The organism is Streptomyces sp. NPDC090499 (genome assembly GCF_044769305.1).
Taxonomy (GTDB): domain Bacteria; phylum Actinomycetota; class Actinomycetes; order Streptomycetales; family Streptomycetaceae; genus Streptomyces.
The window spans coordinates 308710-333099 of sequence record NZ_JBIVXP010000007.1 but is presented as its reverse complement, the minus strand read 5'-3'; the positions used below and the strand labels follow the sequence as shown (position 1 = coordinate 333099).

Annotated in this window: 23 protein-coding genes; 11 read left to right on the top strand and 12 right to left on the bottom strand. The window is 73.4% G+C overall.

Features of this window, described 5'->3' with window-relative positions:
- Positions 1-161: 161 nt before the first annotated feature.
- Complete coding sequence (locus ACIQVL_RS26815; protein ID WP_403426895.1) at positions 162-638, bottom strand: nitroreductase family deazaflavin-dependent oxidoreductase; 477 nt, start codon at positions 636-638, stop codon at positions 162-164.
- On the bottom strand, positions 635-1822 hold the full coding sequence (locus ACIQVL_RS26810) for an acyl-CoA dehydrogenase family protein (protein WP_403476544.1): 1188 nt from the start codon (positions 1820-1822) through the stop codon (positions 635-637). The genes ACIQVL_RS26815 and ACIQVL_RS26810 overlap by 4 nt, the downstream gene beginning before the upstream one ends.
- 99 nt (positions 1823-1921) lie before the next feature.
- Here ACIQVL_RS26810 and ACIQVL_RS26805 point away from each other — a divergent pair, with 99 nt between their 5' ends.
- The gene (locus ACIQVL_RS26805; RefSeq protein ID WP_403476543.1) at positions 1922-3091 is read left to right on the top strand and encodes a thiolase C-terminal domain-containing protein; all 1170 of its coding nucleotides are present in this window, start codon (positions 1922-1924) and stop codon (positions 3089-3091) included.
- Positions 3092-3221: 130 nt separating this feature from the next.
- Positions 3222-4202, top strand: a complete 981-nt coding sequence (locus tag ACIQVL_RS26800) for an expansin EXLX1 family cellulose-binding protein (RefSeq protein ID WP_403476542.1) — start codon at positions 3222-3224, stop codon at positions 4200-4202.
- A 50-nt stretch (positions 4203-4252) separates the two neighbouring features.
- Here ACIQVL_RS26800 and ACIQVL_RS26795 read toward each other — a convergent pair whose 3' ends face one another.
- Positions 4253-4627 carry a hypothetical protein gene (locus tag ACIQVL_RS26795; protein WP_403426885.1) on the bottom strand — a complete coding sequence of 125 codons (375 nt, stop codon included), beginning with the start codon at positions 4625-4627 and terminating at the stop codon, positions 4253-4255.
- 216 nt (positions 4628-4843) lie between these two features.
- On the opposite strand from ACIQVL_RS26795, the gene ACIQVL_RS26790 reads away from it, so the two are divergent.
- A complete protein-coding gene (locus tag ACIQVL_RS26790) occupies positions 4844-5515 on the top strand; it encodes a pyridoxal 5'-phosphate synthase (RefSeq protein WP_403476541.1) in 672 nt (223 codons plus the stop codon).
- A gap of 16 nt (positions 5516-5531) precedes the next feature.
- Here the strand turns inward: ACIQVL_RS26790 and ACIQVL_RS26785 are convergent, their stop codons facing one another.
- The 6 genes from ACIQVL_RS26785 to ACIQVL_RS26760 all read right to left on the bottom strand — a co-directional run bounded on the left by ACIQVL_RS26785 (position 5532) and on the right by ACIQVL_RS26760 (position 10947).
- Entirely contained in the window at positions 5532-6734 is a 1203-nt protein-coding gene (locus ACIQVL_RS26785; protein WP_403426881.1) for a cytochrome P450, read from the bottom strand.
- Positions 6735-6774: 40 nt separating this feature from the next.
- Positions 6775-8169 carry an NAD(P)/FAD-dependent oxidoreductase gene (locus ACIQVL_RS26780; RefSeq protein ID WP_403426879.1) on the bottom strand — a complete coding sequence of 465 codons (1395 nt, stop codon included), beginning with the start codon at positions 8167-8169 and terminating at the stop codon, positions 6775-6777.
- A complete protein-coding gene (locus tag ACIQVL_RS26775) occupies positions 8159-8386 on the bottom strand; it encodes a ferredoxin (RefSeq protein ID WP_403426877.1) in 228 nt (75 codons plus the stop codon). The genes ACIQVL_RS26780 and ACIQVL_RS26775 overlap by 11 nt, the downstream gene beginning before the upstream one ends.
- Positions 8387-8646: 260 nt before the next feature.
- Positions 8647-9522 (bottom strand): GNAT family N-acetyltransferase, encoded by an 876-nt coding sequence (locus ACIQVL_RS26770; protein ID WP_403476540.1) that lies wholly within the window; start codon positions 9520-9522, stop codon positions 8647-8649.
- A 189-nt stretch (positions 9523-9711) separates the two neighbouring features.
- Positions 9712-10326 carry a GNAT family N-acetyltransferase gene (locus ACIQVL_RS26765; protein WP_403476539.1) on the bottom strand — a complete coding sequence of 205 codons (615 nt, stop codon included), beginning with the start codon at positions 10324-10326 and terminating at the stop codon, positions 9712-9714.
- A 156-nt stretch (positions 10327-10482) separates the two neighbouring features.
- Entirely contained in the window at positions 10483-10947 is a 465-nt protein-coding gene (locus ACIQVL_RS26760) for a Zn-ribbon domain-containing OB-fold protein (protein ID WP_403476538.1), read from the bottom strand.
- A gap of 217 nt (positions 10948-11164) precedes the next feature.
- Between ACIQVL_RS26760 and ACIQVL_RS26755 the strand changes: the two genes are divergently transcribed.
- From ACIQVL_RS26755 to ACIQVL_RS26735, 5 genes are all read left to right on the top strand, one after another.
- Positions 11165-12754, top strand: a complete 1590-nt coding sequence (locus ACIQVL_RS26755) for a subtype B tannase (protein WP_403476625.1) — start codon at positions 11165-11167, stop codon at positions 12752-12754.
- A 357-nt stretch (positions 12755-13111) separates the two neighbouring features.
- Positions 13112-14317 (top strand): flavin-containing monooxygenase, encoded by a 1206-nt coding sequence (locus ACIQVL_RS26750; protein WP_403476537.1) that lies wholly within the window; start codon positions 13112-13114, stop codon positions 14315-14317.
- Between the two features lie 232 nt (positions 14318-14549).
- Complete coding sequence (locus tag ACIQVL_RS26745; protein WP_403476536.1) at positions 14550-16070, top strand: flavin monoamine oxidase family protein; 1521 nt, start codon at positions 14550-14552, stop codon at positions 16068-16070.
- 118 nt (positions 16071-16188) lie between these two features.
- Complete coding sequence (locus ACIQVL_RS26740) at positions 16189-18426, top strand: acetate--CoA ligase family protein (RefSeq protein WP_403476535.1); 2238 nt, start codon at positions 16189-16191, stop codon at positions 18424-18426.
- A complete protein-coding gene (locus tag ACIQVL_RS26735) occupies positions 18426-19214 on the top strand; it encodes an enoyl-CoA hydratase/isomerase family protein (protein WP_403476534.1) in 789 nt (262 codons plus the stop codon). Before ACIQVL_RS26740 ends, ACIQVL_RS26735 begins: the two co-directional genes overlap by 1 nt.
- A 20-nt stretch (positions 19215-19234) precedes the next feature.
- On the opposite strand, the gene ACIQVL_RS26730 is transcribed toward ACIQVL_RS26735, so the two are convergent.
- On the bottom strand, positions 19235-19648 hold the full coding sequence (locus ACIQVL_RS26730) for a hypothetical protein (RefSeq protein WP_403426860.1): 414 nt from the start codon (positions 19646-19648) through the stop codon (positions 19235-19237).
- A gap of 81 nt (positions 19649-19729) precedes the next feature.
- On the opposite strand from ACIQVL_RS26730, the gene ACIQVL_RS26725 reads away from it, so the two are divergent.
- Positions 19730-20329 (top strand): flavin reductase family protein, encoded by a 600-nt coding sequence (locus tag ACIQVL_RS26725; RefSeq protein WP_403426859.1) that lies wholly within the window; start codon positions 19730-19732, stop codon positions 20327-20329.
- Between the two features lie 255 nt (positions 20330-20584).
- Positions 20585-20731 carry a hypothetical protein gene (locus ACIQVL_RS26720; protein WP_403426857.1) on the top strand — a complete coding sequence of 49 codons (147 nt, stop codon included), beginning with the start codon at positions 20585-20587 and terminating at the stop codon, positions 20729-20731.
- Here the strand turns inward: ACIQVL_RS26720 and ACIQVL_RS26715 are convergent.
- On the bottom strand, positions 20728-22071 hold the full coding sequence (locus ACIQVL_RS26715; RefSeq protein WP_403476533.1) for an MFS transporter: 1344 nt from the start codon (positions 22069-22071) through the stop codon (positions 20728-20730). The two genes, ACIQVL_RS26720 and ACIQVL_RS26715, sit on opposite strands and share 4 nt — an antisense overlap.
- Positions 22072-22142: 71 nt before the next feature.
- Between ACIQVL_RS26715 and ACIQVL_RS26710 the strand changes: the two genes are divergently transcribed.
- Positions 22143-23177 carry a GlxA family transcriptional regulator gene (locus ACIQVL_RS26710; protein WP_403476532.1) on the top strand — a complete coding sequence of 345 codons (1035 nt, stop codon included), beginning with the start codon at positions 22143-22145 and terminating at the stop codon, positions 23175-23177.
- Here ACIQVL_RS26710 and ACIQVL_RS26705 read toward each other — a convergent pair.
- On the bottom strand, positions 23070-24332 hold the full coding sequence (locus tag ACIQVL_RS26705) for an MFS transporter (protein ID WP_403476531.1): 1263 nt from the start codon (positions 24330-24332) through the stop codon (positions 23070-23072). The genes ACIQVL_RS26710 and ACIQVL_RS26705 overlap by 108 nt on opposite strands.
- Between the last annotated feature and the right edge of the window lie 58 nt (positions 24333-24390).

Below are 24390 nucleotides of genomic sequence, written 5' to 3'. Positions count from 1 at the left end.
CACGGGGAACAGCGCGACCCGTCAGGGGCACGGGGAACAGCGCGACCCGTCAGGGGCACGGGGAACAGCGCGACCAGCCACGACGGCGCCGCGGTCGACAGACGGCAGACGGCAGACGGCAGATCGCGGCGCCTCCCGCGGAGCGCCGGGCGCCGCGCCCCTTACGGGGTGCCTTGTCGGCGGGTCAGGCGGAAGATCCGGATCTCCCGGTCCACCCGCTCCTGGTAGGCGGCGTACGGCGGCCAGAACACCAGGAGCCGCCGCCAGGCGTCCGCCCGTTCCGTCCCCTCCAGCAGCCGGGCGGTGACCGGGACGTCGCGGCCCTTCCAGCTGATCTCGGCGTCGGGACGGTGGAGGAGGTTGTACGTCCAGGCGGGGTGGCCGGTGCGGCCGAAGTTGGAGCCGACGAGGAACCAGCCGTCGCCCTCGGGCATGCACGCCAGCGGGGTGCGGCGGGGCTGTCCGCTGCGGGCGCCCGTGGAGGTGAGGATCACCCCGGGCAGCATCCGGTCGCTGAGCAGCACCCGGCCGCGGCTGAGCCGGTGCACCGCCCGGTCCAGGGCCGGGATCACGTGCGGGGCCACCTTGGCGAACCCCCGGGTGGCGGACACCCTCTGTACCAGCCGTACGCCGATCACACCGCCACCTCCCGCCCCGCGAACAACCCGGCCGCCTCGGCCGCGTGCGCGCGCAGCCGGTGCCCCGGCCCGAACAGCAGCTCGTCCCCGGCGCCCCGCTTGAAGTACAGGTGCGCCTCGTGCTCCCAGGTGAACCCGATCCCCCCGTGCAGCTGGATGCCCTCCCCCGCGGCGGTGCGCAGCGCCTCCAGCGCCTGCGCGAGCGCCAGCCCGCCGACCCGGTCTCCGTGGGCCGTCGCCCAGGCCGCGTAGTAGGCCGCCGACCGGGCCGCCCGCACCGCCACGTACACGTCGGCCAGCCGGTGCTTGACCGCCTGGAACGACCCGATGGCCCGCCCGAACTGCTCGCGCTGCTTCACGTACTCCACGGTCCGTTCCAGCGCCCGGTCGGCGGCCCCCACGGCCTCGGCCGCGAGCACGGCGGCCACGGTGTCGCCGAGGGCGGCGAGGGCGGGCTGGATGTCGGCCCCCTCGTCCGCTCCGACCAACTCGGCCGTTGCGTCCCGCAGTTGCACGCGCCCCTGACCGCGCGTGGCGTCGAGGGCGGTCCGCCGGGTCCGTACCACCCCGTCGGCGTCCCCCGCCACCAGGAAGAGCAGGACCCGCGGGCGGGCGTACCCCCCGGTGTGCGCGGGGACCAGCAGGAGCTCGGCGCTGTGCCCGTCCAGCACCTGGTCGGCCTCGCCGTAGAGCAGCCACCGGTCCCCCCGGTGCCGTGCCTGAACGCCGCCGGCCCGCCCGCCGCCCGCCCAGTCGCCGCCGGGGGGACCCGTGAGCGCGAGGGCGGTGCCGAGCCGGGCGCCGGGGACGGCGAGGGCGGCGGTGAGGCTGCCGCCGGCGATCCTCGGGAGCAGTTCGGCGCGCTGGGCCTCGGTGCCGAGGGCGAGCAGCAGCGGCGCCGCGAGCACGGCGGTGGCGAGGAACGGGGTGGGGGCCAGGACCCGCCCCAACTCCTCTGCGGCGAGGACGGCTTCGGTGCGTGTGCAACCTGCGCCGCCGTATGCCTCGGGGAGGGCGAGGCCGGGCAGGCCGAGCTGTTCGCCGAGGGCGGTCCACAGGCCGGGGTCGTACCCCTCCGGTCTGCCGACGGCGGCCCGCACGTCCTCCGGGCCGCAGCGCTTGTGGAGCAGTTCACGCAGGGCGCGCCGGATCTCGTCCTGCTCGTCGGTGAATCGGGCGTCCATGACCGGACCTCCTGACGATCTGACGGTCCGTCATGCTAGGGGCGATGGATGCAGATGCACAGGGGCGGAGTCCGGCGTATCTGATGTACCGTCAGATTCATGACCGGACCCCGCAAGGTCGCCGTGGTCGGCGTGGCCCTGTCCGACTGCGGCCGGGTGGACGAGGCCACCCCCTACGCCCTGCACGCCCAGGCGGCCCGCCGCGCGCTGGCCGACGCCGGCCTCGGCCGTGAGGTGGTGGACGGCTTCGCGTCGGCGGGGCTGGGCACACTGGCTCCCGTGGAGGTCGCCGAGTACCTGGGCCTGCGCCCCACCTGGGCCGACTCCACCTCCGTCGGCGGCTCGACCTGGGAGGTCATGGCGGCCCACGCGGCGGACGCGATAGCCGCCGGCCACGCCAACGCGGTCCTGCTGGTGTACGGCTCGACGGCCCGCGCGGACATCCGGGCCGGGCGGCGCACCGGGAACCTGTCCTTCGGCACCCGCGGCCCGCTGCAGTTCGAGGTCCCCTACGGCCACACCCTCATCGCCAAGTACGCGATGGCCGCCCGCCGCCACATGATCGAACACGGCACGACGATCGAGCAGTTGGCCGAGATCGCGGTCCAGGCGCGGGCCAACGCGGCGCTGAACCCGGACGCGATGTTCCGCACCCCGGTCACCGTCGACGAGGTCCTGTCGGGGCCGATGATCGCCGACCCCTTCACCAAACTGCACTGCTGCATCCGCTCGGACGGCGGCGCGGCGGTCCTGCTGGCGGCCGAGGAGTACGTGCGGGACTGCCGGACCGCCCCGGTGTGGGTCCTCGGCACGGGCGAGTGCCTCTCCCACGCCACCATGTCGGAGTGGCAGGACTTCACCGTGTCCCCGGCGGCGGTGAGCGGTCGACTGGCCTTCCGCCGGGCGGGAGTCACACCCTCCGACATCGACTTCGCCGAGATCTACGACGCCTTCACCTACATGACCCTCGTGACCCTGGAGGACCTCGGCTTCTGCGCGAAGGGCGAGGGCGGCGCGTTCGTGGCGAAGGGACGGCTGCGGGTCGCGGGCGGGGAGCTCCCGGTGAACACGGACGGCGGCGGCCTGTCCGCCCAGCATCCCGGCATGCGCGGGCTGTTCCTGCTCGTGGAGGCGGTACGGCAGCTGCGCGGCGAGGCCGGGGAACGCCAGGTGCGGCGGGCGGACGGCGGGCTGCCGGAGCTGGGGGTGGCGTCGGGGACGGGGGGCTGGTTCTGCTCTTCGGGGACGGTGGTGCTGGGGCGGGGCTGACACCTGCTCCGCGAGCGGCTGCGGAAATCCCCGGAACGGCGGCAACCTCCCGGGCCCCGGCGGCAACTGCCGTACCGGAAGCTTCGATGTTCGAAGGACGTGCACCGCCGAATCGCGTAAGGATCCCTCCGTGGCCTCCTCCTCACATCGCCGCCGTCCGCGGCCGGACCAGGACTTCCAGTGGCGCCCGGTCCGCGGCCCGTTGCTCGCGGTCGCCGCCGTGGCCGCCGTGGCCCTGGTCGTCGCCTTCCGGCCCGGTGACGCGGCCGGTGCCACCGGGCAGGGCCGGGCGGTGTCCGCGCCCGCGTCCGCGCCCGCAGCCGTGACGAGCGCGGCGGCGGCCCCGAAGGAACCGTCACCGAAACCGTCCACGGCATCACCGGCCCCCACCACGAGCAGCCGGACCACTGCGTCGCCCTCCCCCTCCGCGACGGCCTCCAGGACCCCGGCCCACACGGCGGCGAACGGCACCGCCCGTACCACCACGGCCCCCGCGGCCGGCCGGATCCGCCCCGGCACCGCCTACCGGGGCGTCGCCACCTCCTACGACGTCGGCAACGGCGACGGCGCCTGCTCCTACGGCCCGACCTCCGACGTGATGACCGCGGCGATGAACACCGCGGACTACGAGACGGCGAAGGCCTGCGGCGCGTACGTCTCCGTCCGGGCGGCGAGCGGTACGGCCATCACCGTACGGATCACCAACGAGTGCCCGGCACCCTGCGCGGCCGGCCAACTCGACCTCAGCCGACAGGCGTTCGCGAAGCTCGCGCCGCTCTCGGCGGGCCGGATCGCGATCACCTGGAACCTGCTGAGCCCGGCCGTCTCCGACACCGTCTCGATCCGCTACAAAACCGGTTCCACGCAGTACTGGTGCGGCATCCAGGCGATCGGCCACCGCAACCCGCTGGCCCGCCTGGAGGTCCGCACCGGCGGCGGCTGGCTGGCGCTGACCCGCACCGGGTACAACTACTTCCTCTCCGAACAGGGCACCGGCTGCGGCGGCGAGATCCGCCTCACCGACATCTACGGCGAGCAACTCACCGTGCCCGCACTCGCGGTACGCCCGGACGCGACACAGCGGACCACCCTCCAGTTCGCCCGCCACTGAGAGGACCCCGCCACAGCGCCCCACCCGACCGCGGCCCCCTGGCGAAGCGCCTAGCGGGCCGGCACGATCCGATGGCTTCGCCTGGGCTCGGGCCCGTCGAGAAGCGCGACACCGATGTGGTGGCGGCCGCGCACCCACGCCGTGGGCGTCATGACGAGCCCGACGACCGCGACGAACACGCCGACGGAGAAGAGGGCCGGGAGCGGCGCCCTGCCCGCCTCGTGGACGACGTAGCCCAGGGCGGCGACGGACACGAGGAGGCAGAGCACCGACACGGCCGCCCAGACGTTCCGCACCCGCCGGGTGCGCGTGTGGTCGGCGACCTCGGCGAGGACCGCCGCCGTGCAGACCGGGCATTCCAGCTCGACCCGGTCCCGGCCCACGGCCGGCCGCACCAGCCGGAAGTCGCGCGCGGCCCAGGTCACGGCCCGTGTCCTGCGCCGCCCGGCATCACCGTTTACGTGGCGTACGGCCACTTTCACGGTCTTCGGTCCCCTCATGCCGGACAGTGTGGGGCCGGGGCACAGGTGTTCGCAGCAGTTCGCCCGGTTGTGCCCCGGGGTTTGGCCGCACGGCCCGCGGAGCGCCGCACGAGGTGGCTGATGGCACGGGTGCGGGAGGTGCCGAGTGATACTCGGCACATGGCAGCAACGGATCTTCACGCGCTCCTGAAGTCGCTCCGCGTCTGGTCCCCCGGGGTCACGGAGCTACGGCCGTTCGACCCGGCCGCGGCTCCGGCGGCACCGCTCCCGCTCTTCACCACGTGGTTCGCGGAGGCGGTGGCGGCCGGGCAGCCGGAGCCGCACACCGTGTCCCTGGCGACGTCGGACGACGAGGGCCGGGCGGACGTCCGGATCGTGATGCTGCACGGCGCGGACGCGGACGGCTGGTCCTTCGCGTCGCACGCGACCAGCCGCAAGGGGCACCAGCTGAGCGCCCGCCCGTACGCGGCCCTCGCCTTCTACTGGCCGGTGCTGGGCCGCCAGGTCCGGCTCCGCGGCCCCGTCACCGCGGCTCCCTCGGAGGAGAGCCAGGCCGACCTGCACGCCCGCTCGACGGGCGCCCTGGCGGCGGCGCTCACCGGCCGCCAGAGCAGCCCGCTGTCCTCGCTGGCGGAACTGCGCACGGAGTCGGAGGCGGCCTGGGAACGCGCCCGCGCCGACCCGGCCGTCCCCTCCCCGACCTGGACCCTGTACCACCTGCGCCCCGAGGAGGCGGAGTTCTTCCAGGGCGACCCGGACCGCCGGCACGTCCGGCTCCGGTACGCGACGGAGCCGGACGGCGGATGGCGCAGGGAACTGCTCTGGCCCTGAGCGCCGGCACCGGCGCTCAGGCCGCGAGGCCCTCGATCGCCACGGGCAGGTGACGGGGACCGCGCAGCACCGCGTTGGCGCGGTACGGCGGCGGGTCCTCGACGAGCCCGGAGAACTTGACCCGGCGGAACAGCTCGGGCACGGCCAGATGGAGTTCGATCCGGGCGAGCGGGGCGCCGAAGCAGTAGTGGATGCCGGTGTAGAAGCCCAGGTGCTCGTTGTCCTTGCGGTCGGGATCGAACCGGTCGGGATCGATGAAGCGTTTGGGGTCGCGGTTGGCCGCGGCCAGCATGAGCCAGACCGGTGAGCCCTTGGGGATCGTGGTGCCGGCGACCTCGATGTCGGCCAGGGCGGTGGTCCACGGGACGAACTGGACCGGGGGCTCGAACCGCAGCACTTCCTCGATGAGCGGCACGGCCAGCTCCGGCTCCTTCTGGAACCGGTCGAGGAGGTCGGGGTGGCGCAGCAGGGTGAGGGTCGTGTTGGTGATCGCGTTGACGGTGGTCTCGTGGCCGGCGACCAGCAGCAGCACGGCCGTGGCCTCCAGATCCGCCGGTGTCATGTCGGGGGCGAGCGCGCTGAGGATGCCGGGGCCCGGGTGGCGGCGTTTGGTCTCGATCAGCTCGGACAGATAGGCACCCAGGTCCTGGCGTGCCTGCTGTCCCTTCTGCTGGGCGGTGTCGTCGGTCCCGGGATCGAGTGACGACGCCAGGGCGTCGGCCCAGACGTGGAAGCGCGCCTCGTCCTCGCGCGGTACGCCGAGAACCTTGCAGATGGCGGTGACGGGCAGGGGGTAGGAGAAGTCCTCCACGATGTCGACCTGGTCCTTGCCCTCGAAGGCGTCGAGCAGCTCGGTGACGACCTGGGCCAGCTCTCCGCGCAGTCCGTCGAGGAACCTGGGGCTGTGCGGAGGACCGAACGGCCGGTTGATGGTGTCGCGCAGCCGGTCGTGGACCGGCGGGTCGGTGAAGATGAAGCTCGGCGGCAGGGTCGTGTCCTTCGCGTCCGCGGTGCGGGCGTAGCCGGACGGACGGTTGCGCGTGTCGTTGCTCAGCCGCGGGTCGTTGGCCAGGTTGCGCACCTCGTAGTAGGTGCTGACCAGGTAGGTGCCGTCGTCCTCCCGCCTGACCGGTGTCTTGCGCAGTTCCGCGTAGAGCGGGTACGGATCGGCTCGGTTGGCGTAGTCGGTGATCTGCGCGGAGATGCTGTCGGGCGTCATGATGTCTCCTGCGGGGCTCCGGGCGGCTCAGGGCCGGTGGTCAGGCATGCGACGGCACGAACTCGACACGCCGCTCGCTCGGTGAGTGACCCGTCAGCGTGACGGTGGCCCCGTGAGTGGGCAGATGGGGGTCCGGGAAGTCCGGGTCGACCGGCTGCAGCGCGGCGGTCCGGCGGTCGACCGTGCCGTAGTCCGGCGGGAAGGGCGCACCGGCCGCGATCTGCTGCTCGTAGAACCCCATCCACTTGGCTCCGTCGAACGAGACCGCGGCGATGACGCGGCCCCGGTACCCGTACACCGCGACGAACCGCTCCTCGGCCAGCGCCCCCTGGGCGACGACCAGCTGGTCGCCCAGCGGGGGCACACCCACCGACTTGATGTTGACACCGAACTGGGAGGACCAGAACATCGGCAGCCACAGGTGCGGCCGGCGCTCCGGACTCGAACAGATCATGTTGTGCGCGGCGATCTCGGCCTGTTCGACCGCGTTGCCCCAGTGCTCCAGCGCCAGGAACTGGTAGTCGAACAGCGGGTGGGGACTGCGTGCGACGTCACCGGCGGCGTAGATGTCGTCGGTGACGATGCCGTTGACGTCGAACACCCGGCACCCGGCGTCGCAGGCGATCCCCCGGGGACCCGCGGCCACCCCCGAGGCCGTGAGCCATTCCGTGTTCCGCATGGCACCGAGCGAGACGACCGCCACCTCCACGTCGATCGCCGAACCGTCGGACAGATGGGCGCGCTTGAGCCGTCCCACGTCGTCGCCCTCCAGGGCGGTGACACTGATGCCGCACCGCAGGTCGACCCCGTGCTTGCGCTGCAGCCGGTCCGCGACGGCGCCGATCACCCCGCCGAGCGCGCCCACCAGCGGTGCCGGACCGCGTTCGGCGACGGTGACCTCAAGGCCCAGTTCCCGGCAGGCGGAGGCGACCTCGGAGCCCGTGAAACCGGCTCCGATCACCAGCACCCGGGACACACCCCCGGTCAGCTTCCGGTGCAGACGGGCGGAGTCGTCGCGGGTACGCAGCACGAACACCCCGTCCAGCGCGGCCTCTTCCGGGTGGAACCAGGGCCGTGCCCTGGTACCGGTGGTGATCAGCAGGCGGTCGTAGGGGACGCTGTCGCCGTTCGCCAGGCGCACCTGCCTGGCGTCCCGGTCCAGGCCCTCGGCGGCGACCCCCAGCCGCCACTCGGCGTCGATGTCCCGCCGCCGCGGCAGCGCGGTGTCCTCGGCCCGTGCCCGCCCGAGCAGCGCCTGCTTGGACAGCGGCGGCCGGTCGTAGGGTTCGTACGGCTCGTCGCCGATCATGGTCAGTGATCCGGTGAAGCCCTGCTCGCGCAGGGTCTCCGCGGCGCGCAGACCGGCCAGCGAGGCGCCGACGACGACAATGCGGCCCTGGCGGCGCAGGAGTTCGATGTCCGTGTCAGCCGACATGGGGGTGCGCCTCCCTCGTCGGCTCGTCGGAGTAGTCGACGAGGATGGCCTGGACCGGGCAGGCGGCAGCGGCCTTCTCCACCCGGTCACGCTGCGTCTCGTCGAAGCTGGGGGAGAACAGCAGCGCCTCGTCACCGTGCAGGGCGAAGACGTCCGGCGCGAGGAAGACGCACTGGGCGAACCCCTGACACCGGTTGAGATCGACGACAAGCCTCATCGGGCACCCGCTCTCTGCGCGCGGGCCGCGGTCCCCCGCGGGCTCCGCGGCCACCCGCGCTCGGTCCATACGGTGGTCGGCATGCCTCCCTCCCAGCGTGTGCCTCCGCGGATGCTCTCGCAAGTACAGCGCCCGTGAGGGCCGTCTCCTACCTGTCCGAGCAGTCCGAACCGTCCGAGCGGCGGTGCGGCAGCGCCGCGACGGGAGCGCTGCGGGAGGAACCGGGCGACCAGCCACGACGGCGCGGCAGACGACAGATGTCAGACCCCGAACTCGTACACCGCCCAGTCCGCCACCTCCCGGTACCCGATCCGCTGGTAGAGCGCGTTGCTGGTCGGGTTCGCGAGGTCCGTGAAGAGCAGCACCTCGGCGGCGCCCGCGGCCAGCGCCGCCCGGCTCACCTCCGCGGTCACCGCCCCGGCGTACCCGCGGCCGCGCAGCTCCGGCGGGGTGTAGACCGGCCCGACCCGGACCTGGCCGGCGACCGCAAGGGTCAGACCGGCCAGGGAGACCGGGGTGCCGTCGGGGGTCTCCCAGAGCGTGGCGCCGCCGTACGAGAGCCGGAAGTCGGCCCACTCCCCGCCGTCCCGGCCGCCCTGCAGACCCGCGTCGGCGACGAACCCCTCGTACCAGCGGATCAGCAGGTCCCGGTCGGACGTCCCGGCCACCCTCGCCCGCCCCTCCGGCGCCGGGGAGGGAGGCGTCAACTCGGCCAGCCGGTAGAGGCGTTGCCGCTCGACCGGCTTCCCCCGCAGCCCCGTCCGGCGTGCCCACGCCGCCACGAACGCCTCGGCCGTGGCGCCGTCGGCGCAGATCCCGGACACCGGGTGGCCGAGGGCGACGAGGCGCTCGGCCAGCGCCTCGGCCTCGCCGGCTGCGAGGCGGGTCACGTTCAGGGCGTAGGGGGGCGTGTGGATCAGGGTCGCGGCCACGCCGCCGTCGCCGCGGGTCAGGACACCGAGGACCGGGGGATCGCCGCCGTACGCCCGTGGACCCCGCCGCCGGAGCTGCTCGGTCACCGTGAGGTGGACGGTGTGCAGGTCCGGGCGGGAGTGGAGGAAGTCGCGGGCGCGGGCGGTGAACTCGTCGACGTCGGCGGTGAAGTGCCAGTCGTGGGACCGAACATGTGGAGTCATGGTCGATGGTCCCGGTGGACCGTCGTGCTCCGCACCCGAATTAGATGTCCGCGTTCACTGCGAGCCCGTTGCCACCAGGGCCGCGGTGACGGGTTCGAGCTCGGTGATCAGTGCGTCGGGTACGGCGGGGGGACAGGGCGTCGTGGGGCGGGGTGGCGAGTTCGCCGGTGAGGGTTTCGATGCGTTCCCTCAGCGGTGTCCGGTCCAGGCCGGGCTCGGGTCCGCGGCCAGGCGGCCGTGCAGGTGCACGTCCCGGAAGGCGTCCTGCCGGCCCGCCTCGAACATGGCGCCGCGCAGCGTCCCCTCGTAGCCGTAGCCGCACGCCAGGGCGATCCGGCAGGACGCGTCATGGCCGAGGGCGTGGCCCAGCTCCAGGCGGTGCAGGCCCAGTTCGGCGAAGGCCCAGTCCGACGCCAGGGCCAGCGCGCGGGTGGCGACCCGGCGGCCCCGCTCCTCGGGCAGCACCCAGTAACCGACCCGGGCGGTCCGGAACGTGCGGTCGATCATGTTGATGCCGACGTGGCCGAGGGTCGTACCGCTCTCCGCGTCCGTGATCCGGAACGGCGCGCAGGTGCCGTCCGCCGCCTGCTTCCGCTGCGCTGCCAGGGCGGCGCGGGCACCCGCGAGGTCGCTCACCACGGTGAGCGGGGTGTTCCAGCGCCGGAAGTCCGGGGCGGTACGGGACCGCAGCCACACCTCGACCTGCGCCTGAGCGTCCGGGTCCCAGCGGTCGAGCCGCAGACCGTGACCGTGCGGGGCGGCATCGGGGCAGGGGACGGCGGGCTGTTCTTCGGTGAGGGACATGGGGCTATTGAAACCCGTGTATCGGCCACGGGCCCAGCGGGTTCCGTGCCCGGCCCGGACGGCCCGGCACGGCACGGCACGGCACGGCACGGCACGGCACGGCACGGCCCGGCACGGCCCGGCCCGGCACGGCCCGCGGCCTCAGGGGGGCGACGCCTACGCCGGTGCCGGTGCCGATGCCGGGCGGAACACCGGTACCCCTTCCCGGAACGCGACCTCCAGTTCCAGCCCGGCGCGCAGGGTCTCCGGGTCGGCGGCCACCAGTTCCGTCATCATGCGCGGGCCCTCGGCGAGGTCGACCACGGCGGGCACGTACGGGACGCGGTCGCCGAAGGGCGGGAGGTCGTTGCGGTGGACGACGGACCAGGTGTAGAGGGTCGCGCGGCCGGTGGCCCGCTCCCAGGTGACGTCCTCGCTCCAGCAGTGCGGGCAGAACTCCCGGGGGTAGTGGTGGGCCCGGCCGCAGGAGCCGCAGCGGCGGAGCAGGAGCCGGCCTCCGGCCGCCGCCTCCCAGTAGGGGCGGGTGAAGGCGTCCGGTTCGGGGCGGTCGTAGCGCGGGCGCTCGCCGCGTATGCCCTCGGAACCGGCGTCGGAGCTGCCGTCGGAACTCGTCGCGTCCATGAATCTGACGTTACGTCAGATTCTGAAGCGCAGCCCAGACCCGGATGGGCAAAACCTGTGCATTTCCCGTGACGCTGTGGGTCCCCCGTGAGATCCCGAGAAATTGTTGACGATTTTGTCGGGTCGACATTACGTTCGCAGTCGCAAGGCCAAGGAGCCCGTCACGAGAGGCAGCAGCAAGGTGAAGCACAGGGCAGTGAAGCGCAGGACCGTGGTCATGGGGATCGGCGCCACGGCCGGTGTCGCGGCAGTCGGCGGTATCGCTCTCAGCGCTCAGGCGTCGAGCAGCTCCTCCTCGTCCTCGGACTCCCTGACGTTCGACCCGGACGGGTATTCGAAGCTGACGACGACGATCACGGACACCGAGGGCACCGAGCACAATGTGACATACCACTTCTGGAAGGCGATCACCTACGTCGCCAGCCCGGTGGACGCCACCTACCAGTCCCTGATCGTCAGCGCCCCCGTCGAGATCGACGGCACGGCGGTCGACCCGACGAACGCCCCGATCCTGCTCGCCAACTCCATCGGCGGCTACATGCCCGCCTCCGTGGCCGACGCCACCGCGGTCGGCGGCGGCGGTTCGGCGGCGGGCGGCGGCACCCCGCCGAGCGGTGCGGCCCCCAGCTCTTCCGCGAGCGCGGCCTCCAACGCCAACGGCAACACCAACGCCACCGGCGGCGCCACCTCCAGCAACCAGCTGCTCGCGCTGGCCGCCGGGTACGTCGTGATCGAGCCCGGCGCCCGCGGCCGTACCCTCAAGAACTCCGACGGCGAGTACTACGGCACCGCCCCCGCCGCGATCGTCGACCTCAAGGCCGCCGTCCGGTACATCAGGGCGAACAAGGGCCTGATCCCCGGCGACACCGAGCGAATCGTTTCTGCTGGCACCAGTGCGGGCGGCGCCCTGTCCTCGCTGCTCGGCGCGTCCGGCGACAGCCCGATCTACGAGAAGTACCTGAAGGAGCTCGGCGCCGCCGACGCCTCCGACGCGGTCTTCGCGGTCGGCGCCTGGTGCCCGATCACCGACCTGGAGCACGCCGACGGCGCCTACGAGTGGAACTGGGGCACCAACGACCTCTCCACCGGCAAGCAGGTCGACCAGTCCGTCTCCAAGGACCTGAAGGCCCGGTTCGCCGAGTACCAGGCGGGCCTGAGGCTGCGCGGCCTGGCCGGCTTCGGCCCGCTGACCGCCCGCAACTACGACGACTACCTGGTCGAGCAGTACCTGCAGCCGTCGGCCACCAGGTACCTCGCCGCCCTCTCGGACTCGGACCGCGAGACGTACCTGGCCAAGAACACCTTCATCACCTTCTCCGGCGGCAAGGCCACCTTCACCTGGGACGACTTCCTCACCCACGTCGGCGCCCGCAAGAAGGACACCCCGGCCTTCGACGCCTTCGACCTGTCGGCCGGCGAGAACAACGAGTTCGGAGCGGGTACCACCGAGACCCGCCACTTCACGGCGTACGGCGCGAAGAACGACTCCACCGGCCTCAGCACCAAGCGGGTCGCCGCCGACATCCCCGAGAAGCTGAACCTGATGAACCCGATGTACCACCTGGTGGAGAAGGTCAACGACCGCCGCTCCAAGCACTGGTGGATCCGCCTCGGCACCAGCGACTCCGACACCTCGCACGTCATCTCCGCGAACCTGGCGGCCCGCCTGGACAACCTCGGCGACGACGTCAACCACCTCTACTACTGGGACGAGGGGCACGGCGCCAACACCGACCCGGGCGACTTCATCACCTGGATCGCCACGGTGACGGGCTACGGCAAGGGCAAGAAGGGCAAGCGGAATTGACGGCTTGCCGCGGAGCGAAGAGGCTGCCGCGGAACTGATCGGGCCCCGCGGAAGTAAGAAGCTCTCACAATCGTGATAGCGCTCTCGGAGCCGCGATAGCCTCCCCGAACGCGGTGTCCTCTCCCGTCTGTCTGAGGACACCGCCCACCCGTGACGTCGGGCCCCAGCGCACCGGGGCCCGGCGTCACGGGCCTTTCGCTTTCCGGCCGGTTCCCAACGGATTCGGTCCCGCTTCCGACAGATGAGGTGGGCTACGTCACAAACCCCACCCACTTCTCCTACGGGTGTGATCAATCCGCAACCAATTCCGGTCTTGACCGAGACCCATCAACGTGACGCGTGATTACGCTCCCGCTCATGGCCGTGTTCTCCCCCACCGTTTCGCCCGTCTACGTCATCGGCGCAGGCCCCGGAGGTCTCGCCGCCGCGTACGCGCTGCGGGCCCGGGGCATCCGTGCCGTGATCCTGGAGAAGTCGGACGGCGTCGGCGCGTCCTGGCGCCGCCACTACGACCGCCTCCACCTGCACACCACCCGGCGCCTGTCCGCGCTCCCCGGGCTGCCGATACCGCGCCGCTTCGGCCGCTGGGTCTCCCGTGACGACGTGGTGCGCTATCTGGAGAAGTACGCCGAGCACCACGAGCTGGAGATCGTCACCGGTGTCGAGGTCTCCCGCGTGGAGCGCTCGCCCGACGGCGACGGCTGGCTGCTGCACGCCTCCGGCGGACGGGAGCTGACCGGCTCCGCGGTGGTGGTCGCCACCGGCTTCAACCACACCCCGCACATCCCCGACTGGCCCGGCCGGGACGGCTTCGGCGGCGAGTTCCTGCACGCCGGCGCCTACCGCAACGCCGAGCCCTTCGCCGGCCGGGACGTCCTCGTCGTCGGCACCGGCAACACCGGCGCCGAGATCGCCGTCGACCTGACCGAGGGCGGCGCCGCCCGGGTGCGGCTGGCCGTCCGCACGGTCCCGCACATCGTGCGCCGCTCCACCGCCGGCTGGGCGGCCCAGTACAACTCCATCCTGGTACGACGGCTCCCGACGGCCTTCGTCGACCGGCTGGCCCGCACGATGGCCAAGGTCAGCGTGCCCGACCTGGCCGCACACGGCCTGCCCCGCCCCGACAGCGGGCTCTACAGCCGGGTGAAGCAGGGCGCCATTCCGATCCTGGACGTCGGCCTGATCGAGGCGGTGCGCCGCGGGAAGGTCGAGATCGTGGCCGCCGTCGGCGGTTTCGAGGACGGCAAGGTCGTCCTCACCGACGGCACCCGCCTCTCCCCCGACGCGGTGATCGCCGCGACCGGATACGTCCGCGCCCTGCAGGGTCTGGTCGGCCGCCTCGACGTCCTCGACGACCGCGGCCGCCCCGTCACCCACGGCCCCCGCGCCCCGAAGAACACCCCCGGCCTCTACTTCACCGGCTACACCAACCCCATCAGCGGCAACATCCGCGAGATGGCCATCGACGCGGAGAAGATCGCGAAGGCGGTCGCCAGGAGGGCCGCGAAGACGGCCGCCGAACAGCAGCGTCAGGCCCGGTCCGAGCGCCGGCCGACGGCGTAGCCCACCCGCCCGCGGACGGCGCAGACAGCCTCACCCCGCTTGCACATCAACGCTGCTGCGCATCACCCCTCGTACACATCAACCCCCGTACACATCAACCCCGTTGCCCGTGTGACGCATGCGACGGGAGCCGTTTGTTACCGGCGGTAGCATCGCGCCCGTGCCCGGGACCAGAATGTGAGCCCTGCTCAACTTTCCGGTTCCACCCTCTCGCCCAGCACGGAGGACGCACGTGGCACGCGAAAGACAGCTCCCCCCTCGGCCTGCCGAGCACTCCCCCCGGCTCTCCCGCCGCTCCCTCCTCGGCGGTGCCGCCGCCGGGGCCGTCGGCCTCACCGCGGTCTCCGCGGGCACCGCCTCGGCCGCCGCGTCCCGGACCGTCGACGTCGCGATCGTCGGCGGCGGCATCGCCGGACTCACCGCGGCCCGCGACCTGGTGGCCGGCGGCAGGACGGTGGCCGTGCTGGAGGCCCGGGACCGGGTCGGCGGCAGGGTGGTGAACCTGAAGCTGGCCAACGGGGGTTTCACCGAGGGCGGCGGCGAGTTCATCGGCCCCACCCAGAACCGCATCAAGGCCCTCGCCGACTCCCTGGGCGTGGCCACCTTCACCACCTACAACACGGGGAACAACCTCCTCTACAAGGACGGCAAGCGCACCCCGTACGACACCAGCGGCCTGCTCGGCTCGGTCCCGCCGGTGGACGCGGCGGGGCTCGCCAACGCGGCGATCGTGCAGTCGGAGCTGGACAGCATGGCCGCGACGGTGCCGGTGGACGCCCCCTGGACCGCCGCCAAGGCCACCGAGTGGGACAAGCAGACCTTCGAGAGCTGGCTGAACGCCCACGCGGTCATCCCCTCCGCCAAGTTCCTGCTGGACCTGGCCTGCACGTCGGTCTTCTCGGCCCAGCCCCGCGAACTCTCCCTGCTCTACGTCCTCTACTACATCGCCGCCGCCGGTGACGAGTCCAACGCCGGCACCCTGGAACGCCTCACCGACACGGCCGGCGGCGCCCAGGAGTCCCGTTTCGTCGGCGGCTCCCAGCAGGTCCCGATCAAGCTGGCCGCGACCCTCGGCGACCGGGTGGTGCTGAGCGCGCCGGTACGGTCGATCGCCAGGTCCGGTGGCGCGTACGTCGTCACGGCGGACGGCATCACGGTCACCGCGACCCGCGTCGTCGTCGCCCTGCCGCCGCCGCTGGCCGCCCGGATCAGCTACGACCCGCTGCTCCCGGCCGCCCGCGACCAGCTCGCCCAGCGGATGCCGATGGGCTCGATCGGCAAGGCCATCGCGGTCTACGACACCCCGTTCTGGCGGGCCGACGGTCTCAACGGGCAGGCGGTCAGCGACTCGGGAGTGGTCCGCTCGACCTTCGACAACTCCCCGCCGGACGGCTCCTACGGCGCGCTGATGGGGTTCATCGAGGCCGACGAGATGCGGGCGTACGACGCGGCGGGCGAGGCCGACGTCAGGGCCGCCGTACTGGCCGACTACGCCAACTACTTCGGGGACAAGGCCGAATCCCCCACTTCCTTCGTGCTGCAGCGCTGGGACAATGAGGGCTTCTCGCGGGGCGGCCCGGTGGCCTACGCGCCGCCCGGGGTGCTGACCGAGTACGGGGCCGCGCTGCGCGAGCCGGCGGGCGGGATCCACTGGGCCGGGACGGAGACGTCGACGTTCTGGACCGGGTACATGGACGGGGCGGTGCGGTCGGGCGAGCGGGCGGCGAAGGAGGTGCTCGCGGCCCTCGGCTGAGAAAAGGAGCCGCTTCGGCCCTCAACTTTGCGTGCAGACCAGTTCCTGACGCAGCGTCAGTTCAGTAATCTGACAGTGCGTCAGGTAATTGTGCTGTCACACAGGAGCGGGCGGAACGATGCTTGGATCAACCCACGGCACCCTCACCACCGACTCCCGCCGGGCCCGGGTCATCGCCTGCGGTGAGCAGCGTCCCGGGCCCGCCGTCCACGGCCGCGCGGCCGAGGCGGGCGACGCGGACGCACTGGACGTCAGCGGACGGCCGCTGTACGCGGACGTACCCGATCTGGACAGGTTCTTCCGCCCCGAGTCCGTCGCCGTGGTCGGCGCCTCGGACGCCGAGGGGCGGCCCAACACCGGCATCACCCGGCAGCTGCTCGACTGGGCCGACCGGGTCGGGGCCCGGGTGCACCCGGTGCATCCGACCCGGCCTTCGGTGTTCGGCATCGCCTGCGTGCCCTCCGTCGCCGACCTGCCCGAGCAGGTCGACCTCGCCGTGCTGCTGGTCGCCGACCCGCTGCCGGTGATCGAGGAACTGGCCGAGGCGAAGGTGAGGTTCGCCGTCGCCTTCGCCTCCGGGTTCGCGGAGACCGGCGAGGAGGGGGCCGCGGCCCAGACCCGCCTCGCGGCGGCCGTACGGCGCTCCGGACTCCGGCTGCTCGGCCCGAACACCAACCTGAACGCCTTCGAGCGGTTCCGCGACGACCTGGACGGCCCGGCGATCGCGCTGATCACCCAGTCGGGACACCAGGGCCGCCCGGTCTTCGCCGCCCAGGAACTCGGCGTCCGGCTCTCGCACTGGGCGCCGACCGGCAACGAGGCCGACCTGGAGACCGCCGACTTCATCTCCTACTTCGCCGAGCGCCCCGAGGTCGGCGCCATCGCCTGCTACGTGGAGGGCCTCAAGGACGGCCGCGCCTTTCTGCTGGCCGCCGACCGCGCGGCCCGCCGCGGGGTGCCGGTGGTCGCCGTGAAGGTCGGCCGCACCGAGGCCGGTGCCCGCACCGCCGCCTCCCACACCGGCAAGCTGACCGGCGCGGACGACGTGGTGGACGCGGCGCTGCGCCAGTACGGCGTGATCCGCGTCGACGGCCTCGACGAACTCCAGGACACCGCCGCCCTGCTGGCCCGGGCGCGGGCGCCGCGCGCCGACGGGGTGGTCGTCTACTCGATCTCGGGCGGTACCGGCGCGCACGTCGCCGACCTGGCCGCCGGTCTGGGACTGAAGCTGCCGGTGCTGTCGGCGGACCGGCAGGCCGAGCTGCACCAGTGGATACCGGAGTACCTGAGCGTGGCCAACCCGGTCGACAACGGCGGGCACCCGGTGGGCGACTGGCGCGGCCGGAAGATCATCGACGCGATCCTCGCCGACCCGGAGGTCGGGGTGCTGGTCTGCCCGATCACCGGCCCCTTCCCGCCGCTCAGCGACAAGCTCGTCCAGGACCTGGTGGACGCGGCCGAGGCGACCGACAAGCTGGTGTGCGTGGTGTGGGGCTCGCCGGTCGGCACCGAGGCCGCCTACCGCGAGGTCCTGCTCGGCTCCTCCCGGGTGGCCACCTTCCGCACGGTCGGCAACTGCCTCACCGCCGTCCGCGCCTACCTCGACCACCACCGCTTCGTGAGCGAGTACCGCTCCCCCTTCGACGAGGCCCCGCGCACCTCCTCCCCCTCCTACCGCAAGGCGCTCGCGCTGATGCGGCCCGGACAGCAGCTGAGCGAGCACGCGGCGAAGCAGCTGCTGCGCGCGTACGGCATCCGGGTGCCGCGCGAGCAGCTGGTGACCAGCGCGGCGGCGGCGGTGCGCGCGGCCGGGCTGGTCGGCTACCCGGTGGTGATGAAGGCGTCCGGCGGCCGGCTCGCCCACAAGACGGAGCTGGGCCTGGTGAAGATCGGCCTGACCTCGGCCAGCCAGGTCCGGGACGCGTACCGCGACCTGACGGGCATCGCCCGCTACGAGGGGGTCGCCCTGGACGGCGTACTGGTCTGCCAGATGGTGGAGCGGGGCGTCGAGATGGTCGTCGGGGTCACCCACGACGACCTGTTCGGGCCGACGGTGACCGTGGGGCTCGGCGGGGTCCTGGTGGAGGTCCTGCACGACGCGGCCGTGCGCGTACCGCCGTTCGGCGAGGAGCAGGCCCGGGACATGCTCGCGGAGCTGCGCGGACGGACCCTGCTGGACGGGGTCCGGGGCCGGCCGCCGGCCGACCTCGAAGCCCTCGTCGAGGTGGTCCTGCGGGTCCAGCGGATGGCCCTGGAGCTCGGCGGCCAGCTCGCCGAGCTCGACATCAACCCGCTGATGGTGCTGGAGCAGGGCCAGGGCGCGGTGGCGCTGGACGCGCTGGCGGTGTGCCGCTGATGGACACCGTCCGGTACGTGACCGCGGAGCGGGTCGCCCACCTCACCCTCGACCGCCCCGACGCGCTCAACGCCCTCACCCCCGACCAGCGCGACCACGTCATCCAGCTGCTCGGCGAGGCGTCCGCGGACCCGGGGATCGGTGCGGTGGTCGTCACCGGCACCGGCCGCGGCTTCTGCGCGGGCGCCGACCTCCGCGGCGGCAGCGGCGCTACGGCCGAACGCGTGCCGGGGGACGTGGCCCGCACCATCCGGCTCGGCGCCCAGCAGCTGGTCGCCGCCGTCCTCGACTGCGAGAAGCCGGTGATCGCGGCGGTCAACGGCACCGCCGCCGGTCTCGGCGCCCACCTCGCGCTCGCCTGCGACCTGGTGCTGGCCGCCGAATCGGCCCGTTTCATCGAGGTGTTCGTGCGGCGCGGCCTGGTCCCCGACGGCGGCGGCGCCTACCTGCTCCCCCGCCTGATCGGCCCGCACCGCGCGAAGGAGCTGATGTTCTTCGGCGACGCCCTCTCCGCGCCGGACGCCGAACGCCTGGGCCTGGTCAACCGGGTCGTCCCGGACGCCGACCTGGCCAAGACGGCCCGCGACTGGGCCACCCGCCTGGCCGCCGGCCCCACCCGCGCCCTGGCCCTCACCAAGCAGCTGGTCAACGCGTCCCTGGACACCGACCGGGCGGCCGCCTTCGCCGCCGAGGCAGCCGCCCAGGAGATCAACATGACGACGCGGGACGCCCAGGACGGGGTGCGGGCCTTCGTGGAGCGCAGGCCCCCGGAGTTCCGGGGCCGGTGAAGCCGGCCGGCGGCGGCCGGTCAGCCGGTCGTCGTGCGCCTGAGGATCCGCAGGGTGCCCGCGTCGGGGTCGCCGAAGACCACGAACAGCTGGGGCGCGTCCGCGCTGCCGCCGATCGACCACTGGGTGTCGTCGCCGCAGTCACCGTCCAGTTCGAGCAGCACGCCGTCGCGCCACGACTTCCTGGGCGCCCAGGTGCCGGGCCCCTCGCACACGGCGTACACGGACGAGCCGTCGGCGGAGGGCGCCGGTTCGGCGGGCAGTGCGACGGCCTCGGCGCTGCCGTCGGCGCGCAGCCGCAGCTCGGCACCGTGGCCGTCCCGCCAGACACCGGTCAGCTGGGCGGCGGTCAGCGCGACCGCCGCGGTCAGATCGCCGGGCGACCGGACCGGCGGTCGGTCGCCGTGCCGTTCAAGCGCTGTTGTCCACCCCATGGGCGCAGCGTACGAAGCGGTCGTACGGGGTCCCGCACCACCCTTCCCATCTGACGTTCCGTCAGCTTCAATGAACGGGTGATGGGACACGCAGGGGCGGCCGCGGCTGCCGTCCGTTATCTGAGGTCGGTCCCCGCGGCGGGGCCCGTGGAGGCGCTGCCGCGCCCGGAGTTGCGGTGCGTGCGCGCGGACGAGCGGGCGCCGGTCGACCAGGCGGAGTTCCGGCGCGTGCTCGGCACCTTCGCGACCGGCGTGACCGTGATCACCGCACCGGCCGCCGAGGGCGAGTCCTCCCCGGCCGGCTTCGCCTGCCAGTCGTTCTCCTCCCTCTCCCTCGACCCGCCCCTGGTCTGCTTCATGGTCGGCCGCACGTCGGCCACCTGGCCGCGGATCGCCCGCGCCGGCGTCTTCTGCGTCAACGTCCTCGGCGCGGGCCAGGGCGAGCTGTGCCGCGCCTTCGCGGTGAGCGGCGCGGACAAGTTCGCCGGCGTCACCCACGACGCGGCCCCGGTCTCCGGCTCCCCCCGGCTGACCGGCGCCGCCGCCTGGATCGACTGCACGGTGCATGCCGTGCACACGGGCGGCGACCACCTGATCGTGGTGGGCCGGGTGACCGCGCTGGGCACGGACACCGGCCCCGACCGCCCCCCGCTCCTGTTCCACCGGGGACGATTCCTGTAACCGCCCGGCCGAGGTCGCGACGGGTCGCACCTGTCGAGTTCCCTCCCGGGGTTCGCCATCGGCAGCTCCCCGAAGGGGCGACTTGTCAGGGATACGCCCCTTAGGAGTACGTTCCTTACCGAGCTTCGCGGCGCAGGTGGCCGGTCCGCGCTTCGAGGCGATGCGCCGTGAGTACGCCCTCGGGCCCGGCCGGACCCTGCTGAGTGCCGCCTCGAACGCCTCGCACGCGCACGGGACCTGTCGGCCGGGCGCGGCATGGACACCGCGCGGTGCGCGCCGGCCTGCTTCAGCGCGGCGGGCTTCAGCGAAGCCCTGCGCGCCGAGGCGGTCCGGAGCGGCGTGCTGCTGATCGGCCTGGACGAGCTGTACGGCCGGTCCGTGCCGGGCGGGTCACCGCTCTAGGCGGAGAGCGGGCCGCCTGCGATCCCCGGCTCCCCCACCATGGTCACCGGCCGCCGCCGGATCACCAGGGCCATCAGGGCCGCCGCCGCGCACAGTGTGCCGGAGGCGTACCAGACCATGTCGTAGGTGCCGAAGACGTCGCGGGCGACGCCGCCCAGCCAGGCGACGAGGGCCGCGCCGATCTGGTGGGAGGCGAGGACCCAGCCGAAGACGATGGCGCTGTCGTCGCCGTACCGCTCCCGGCACAGGGCCAGGGTGGGCGGGACGGTGGCGACCCAGTCGAGGCCGTAGAAGACGATGAAGAAGATCATCGAGGGGTGGACCGCCGGGCCCAGCAGCATCGGCAGGAAGAGCAGGGAGACGCCGCGCAGGGCGTAGTAGACGGCGAGCAGGCGGCGCGGTTCGAAGCGGTCGGTGAACCAGCCGGAGGCGATGGTGCCGACGACGTCGAAGACGCCGATGACCGCGAGCAGCGAGGCCGCCGTGGTGACCGGCAGGCCGTGGTCGTGGGCGGCGGGCACGAAGTGGGTCTGGATCAGGCCGTTGGTGGACGCCCCGCAGATCGCGAAGGTCCCGGCGAGCAGCCAGAAGGGTCCGGTGCGGACGGCGGAGGCCAGCACGCCGAGGGCCCTGCGGGCCGCCCCGGTGACCGGCGCCGGCTTCGGCACGAACTCGGTGGCGCCGTACGGCTTCTGCCCCACGTCGGCCGGGTGGTCGCGCAGCAGCAGCCAGACGAAGGGGACGACCGCGAGGGCGGCGAGGGCGACGGTGACGGCGGCCGGGCGCCAGTCGTACGTCTCGACCATCCAGGACAGCAGCGGCAGGAAGATCAGCTGGCCCGAGGCGGAGGCGGCGGTGAGGATGCCGCTGACCAGGCCGCGCCGGGTGGTGAACCAGCGGTTGGTGACCGTGGCCGCGAAGGCGAGCGCCATCGAGCCGGAGCCGAGGCCGACCAGCAGGCCCCAGCAGAGCATCAGCTGCCAGGCCGCCGTCATCCACACGGTCAGACCCGAGCCGACCGCGATGACGGTCAGGGCGACGGCCACCACCCGCCGTATGCCGAAACGGTCCATCAGCGCGGCGGCGAACGGCGCGGTGAGCCCGTACAGCGCGAGGTTGACGGAGACCGCCGCGCCGATCGTGCCGCGCGACCAGCCGAACTCCGTGTGCAGGGGGTCGATGAGCAGGCCGGGCAGGGAGCGGAAGGCGGCCGCACCGATGATCGTGACGAAGGTGACGGCGGCGACGAACCAGGCACGGTGGATGCGCGGTGAACGGGTCGGCTTCGAGCCCTCCGAGTCCTCGGCAGGGGCGGCTGCGGCTGCGCTTGTCTGGGTCACGCCACAAATATCCGGCCGGCCGGTTCACCCCATCGAGTGGCCCGGAGGACAGCATTCGCTAGGATCGGGCCATGAGCAGCGACCCCGGCTTCCGCCCGCACCGTGTCGTCGTCCTCGCCCTGGACGGCCTGCTCCCCTTCGAGCTGGGCATCCCGCACCGCATCTTCGGCCGCCCCAAGGACACCCGAGGGCGCCACCTCTACGAGGTCGTGACCTGCTCGGTCCGGCCGCCCGGTCCGGTCGACACCGACGCCGACTTCTCGATCCACGTGCCCAACGGCCCCGAGACGCTGGCCACCGCCGACACGGTGATCATCCCGGCCTCGTACGAGCTGGGCCCGGTCTTCGAACAGGGCGTCCTCACCCCCGAACTGGCCGCCGCCCTCGCCCACATCCGCCCCGGCACCCGGCTCGCCTCCATCTGCACCGGCGTCTACGTGCTGGCCGCCGCCGGCTACCTCGACGGCCGCCCGGCGACCACGCACTGGGCCGAGGCGGACCACCTCCAGCGGCTCTTCCCGCAGCTCGACGTCGACGCGGACGTCCTCTTCATCGACGACGGCGACATCCTCACCTCCGCCGGGGTGGCCGCCGGCATCGACCTGTGCCTGCACATGGTCCGCCGCGACCACGGCACGGCCGTCGCCAACGAGGTGGCCCGCCGCACCGTCGTCCCCCCGCACCGGGACGGCGGCCAGGCCCAGTACATCCACCGCCCGCTCCCCGACCCCCAGGTCGCCACCACCACCGCGGCCCGCGCCTGGGCGCTGGGCCGCCTCCACGAGCCCATCCAGCTGCGCGACATGGCCGAGCAGGAGGCCATGTCGGTACGGACCTTCACCCGCCGCTTCCGCGAGGAGACCGGCGTCAGCCCCGGCCAGTGGCTCACCCAGCAGCGCGTCGAACGCGCCCGCCACCTCCTGGAGTCCACCGGCCTCTCCGTCGACCAGGTGGCCCGCGACGCCGGCTTCGGCACCGCCCAGTCGATGCGCCAGCACCTACAGACGGCCCTCGGTGTCACCCCGACCGCCTACCGCCGTACCTTCCGCACCGGAACGGGCGACAGCGACAGCGACAGCCCCGGCGTCATCGGCGCCCCGGGCTGACCTCCGGGCCCGCCACACCTCGCCCCACCAGCCGACCGCACTGAGCACCAGGGTCACGCCGATCCCGGCCAGGACGGCCGTGGACGGCGCGACCACCCGCAGCAGCGCCCCGGCGAGGGAGCCGGTCACCGCGTAACCGGCGCTCGCGGCCGCGTACATGACCGCGTACCCGGCGGCCAGGGCACTCGGCGGGAGCACCTCGCGCAGCGACAGGTTGCGGGTGAGCATCGCGGCCGACTGGAGCATGCCCGCGGCGACGAGCGCGGCCGCGATCCCCGCGGTGCGCGGTATCAGCGCCGCGAGCGTCACGCAGAGCGCCGTGCCGGCCATCAGCAGCACGCTGCGGGTACGCAGCCGCCCCGGCCAGGCGCGCAGGCCGTACAGGAACGCGCCGAACCCGCCGCCGACCGCCATTGCGGTCAGCAGCGGACCCGACCAGCCGACGTCGATCCCGCGCTGTTCGAGCAGGGCGGGCAGCACGAGTTCGGACAGGCCGAGCAGGGTCAGGCTGGCCGCGCCCGTGACGTACACCGGCCAGGCGCCGGCCAGGACGCGCACGAGGGGTGCGGCCGTCCGCCCGGCCGAGCCCCAGGCCGCCGGCAGGAGCCACAGGCCGGCCACCGACGCGGCCATGAGGGCGGCCGCGAGCCGGAGCGGGACGGCGGGGGCGACGCCGAGGGCCAGACCGGCCACCGCGGCCGGGGAGACGGCCCACACGGCGGCCGTCAGCATCGACTCCACGGACAGCGCCTGCGCCGCCGCCCGCTCCGGGACCAGCGCGGTGAGGAGCGTGCGCAGCCCCCCGGTGGCGGCGGCCGGCGCGGCACCGGCGACCCATGCGAAGGCGGCGAGGACGGCCGGGGGCGCGTCCGGGAGCCCACCGAGCCCCGCGAACCCGGCGGCCCCGACCGCGAGTCCGACGGCCAGCTGGGCCCGCGCCCGCTCCGGCCGCAGCCGCATCCCCAGCACCGGCGCGCCCACGATCTCGCCGAGCACGTAGGCCGCGGCGAGCAGCGCGCCCAGCGAGTAGCCGCCGGGCCGCTCGCGCGCCAGGAACACCAGGGCCAACGGCGCCATGGCGACCGGCATCCGGGCGCCCACGGCGGTCCCGGCCCAGACCAGGACCTGCTTGGACGCGACGTCACGGTAGGTCATGGGACGACGGTAGGGGGCGGGGCCGACAACGCCGAGAGGTTTTCCCGGGGCTGTGGAA

Coding starts and splice junctions, on each gene's coding strand:
- ACIQVL_RS26770 (WP_403476540.1), bottom strand. CDS start 9,522: ATGACTCCACATGTTCGGTCCCACGACTGGCACTTCACCGCCGACGTC.
- ACIQVL_RS26730 (WP_403426860.1), bottom strand. CDS start 19,648: ATGGGGTGGACAACAGCGCTTGAACGGCACGGCGACCGACCGCCGGTC.
- ACIQVL_RS26805 (WP_403476543.1), top strand. CDS start 1,922: ATGACCGGACCCCGCAAGGTCGCCGTGGTCGGCGTGGCCCTGTCCGAC.
- ACIQVL_RS26720 (WP_403426857.1), top strand. CDS start 20,585: ATGGACACCGCGCGGTGCGCGCCGGCCTGCTTCAGCGCGGCGGGCTTC.
- ACIQVL_RS26755 (WP_403476625.1), top strand. CDS start 11,165: ATGGGGATCGGCGCCACGGCCGGTGTCGCGGCAGTCGGCGGTATCGCT.
- ACIQVL_RS26735 (WP_403476534.1), top strand. CDS start 18,426: ATGGACACCGTCCGGTACGTGACCGCGGAGCGGGTCGCCCACCTCACC.
- ACIQVL_RS26750 (WP_403476537.1), top strand. CDS start 13,112: ATGGCCGTGTTCTCCCCCACCGTTTCGCCCGTCTACGTCATCGGCGCA.
- ACIQVL_RS26780 (WP_403426879.1), bottom strand. CDS start 8,169: ATGTCGGCTGACACGGACATCGAACTCCTGCGCCGCCAGGGCCGCATT.
- ACIQVL_RS26765 (WP_403476539.1), bottom strand. CDS start 10,326: ATGTCCCTCACCGAAGAACAGCCCGCCGTCCCCTGCCCCGATGCCGCC.
- ACIQVL_RS26810 (WP_403476544.1), bottom strand. CDS start 1,822: ATGGACGCCCGATTCACCGACGAGCAGGACGAGATCCGGCGCGCCCTG.
- ACIQVL_RS26725 (WP_403426859.1), top strand. CDS start 19,730: ATGGGACACGCAGGGGCGGCCGCGGCTGCCGTCCGTTATCTGAGGTCG.
- ACIQVL_RS26740 (WP_403476535.1), top strand. CDS start 16,189: ATGCTTGGATCAACCCACGGCACCCTCACCACCGACTCCCGCCGGGCC.
- ACIQVL_RS26785 (WP_403426881.1), bottom strand. CDS start 6,734: ATGACGCCCGACAGCATCTCCGCGCAGATCACCGACTACGCCAACCGA.
- ACIQVL_RS26790 (WP_403476541.1), top strand. CDS start 4,844: ATGGCAGCAACGGATCTTCACGCGCTCCTGAAGTCGCTCCGCGTCTGG.
- ACIQVL_RS26705 (WP_403476531.1), bottom strand. CDS start 24,332: ATGACCTACCGTGACGTCGCGTCCAAGCAGGTCCTGGTCTGGGCCGGG.
- ACIQVL_RS26710 (WP_403476532.1), top strand. CDS start 22,143: ATGAGCAGCGACCCCGGCTTCCGCCCGCACCGTGTCGTCGTCCTCGCC.
- ACIQVL_RS26775 (WP_403426877.1), bottom strand. CDS start 8,386: ATGAGGCTTGTCGTCGATCTCAACCGGTGTCAGGGGTTCGCCCAGTGC.
- ACIQVL_RS26760 (WP_403476538.1), bottom strand. CDS start 10,947: ATGGACGCGACGAGTTCCGACGGCAGCTCCGACGCCGGTTCCGAGGGC.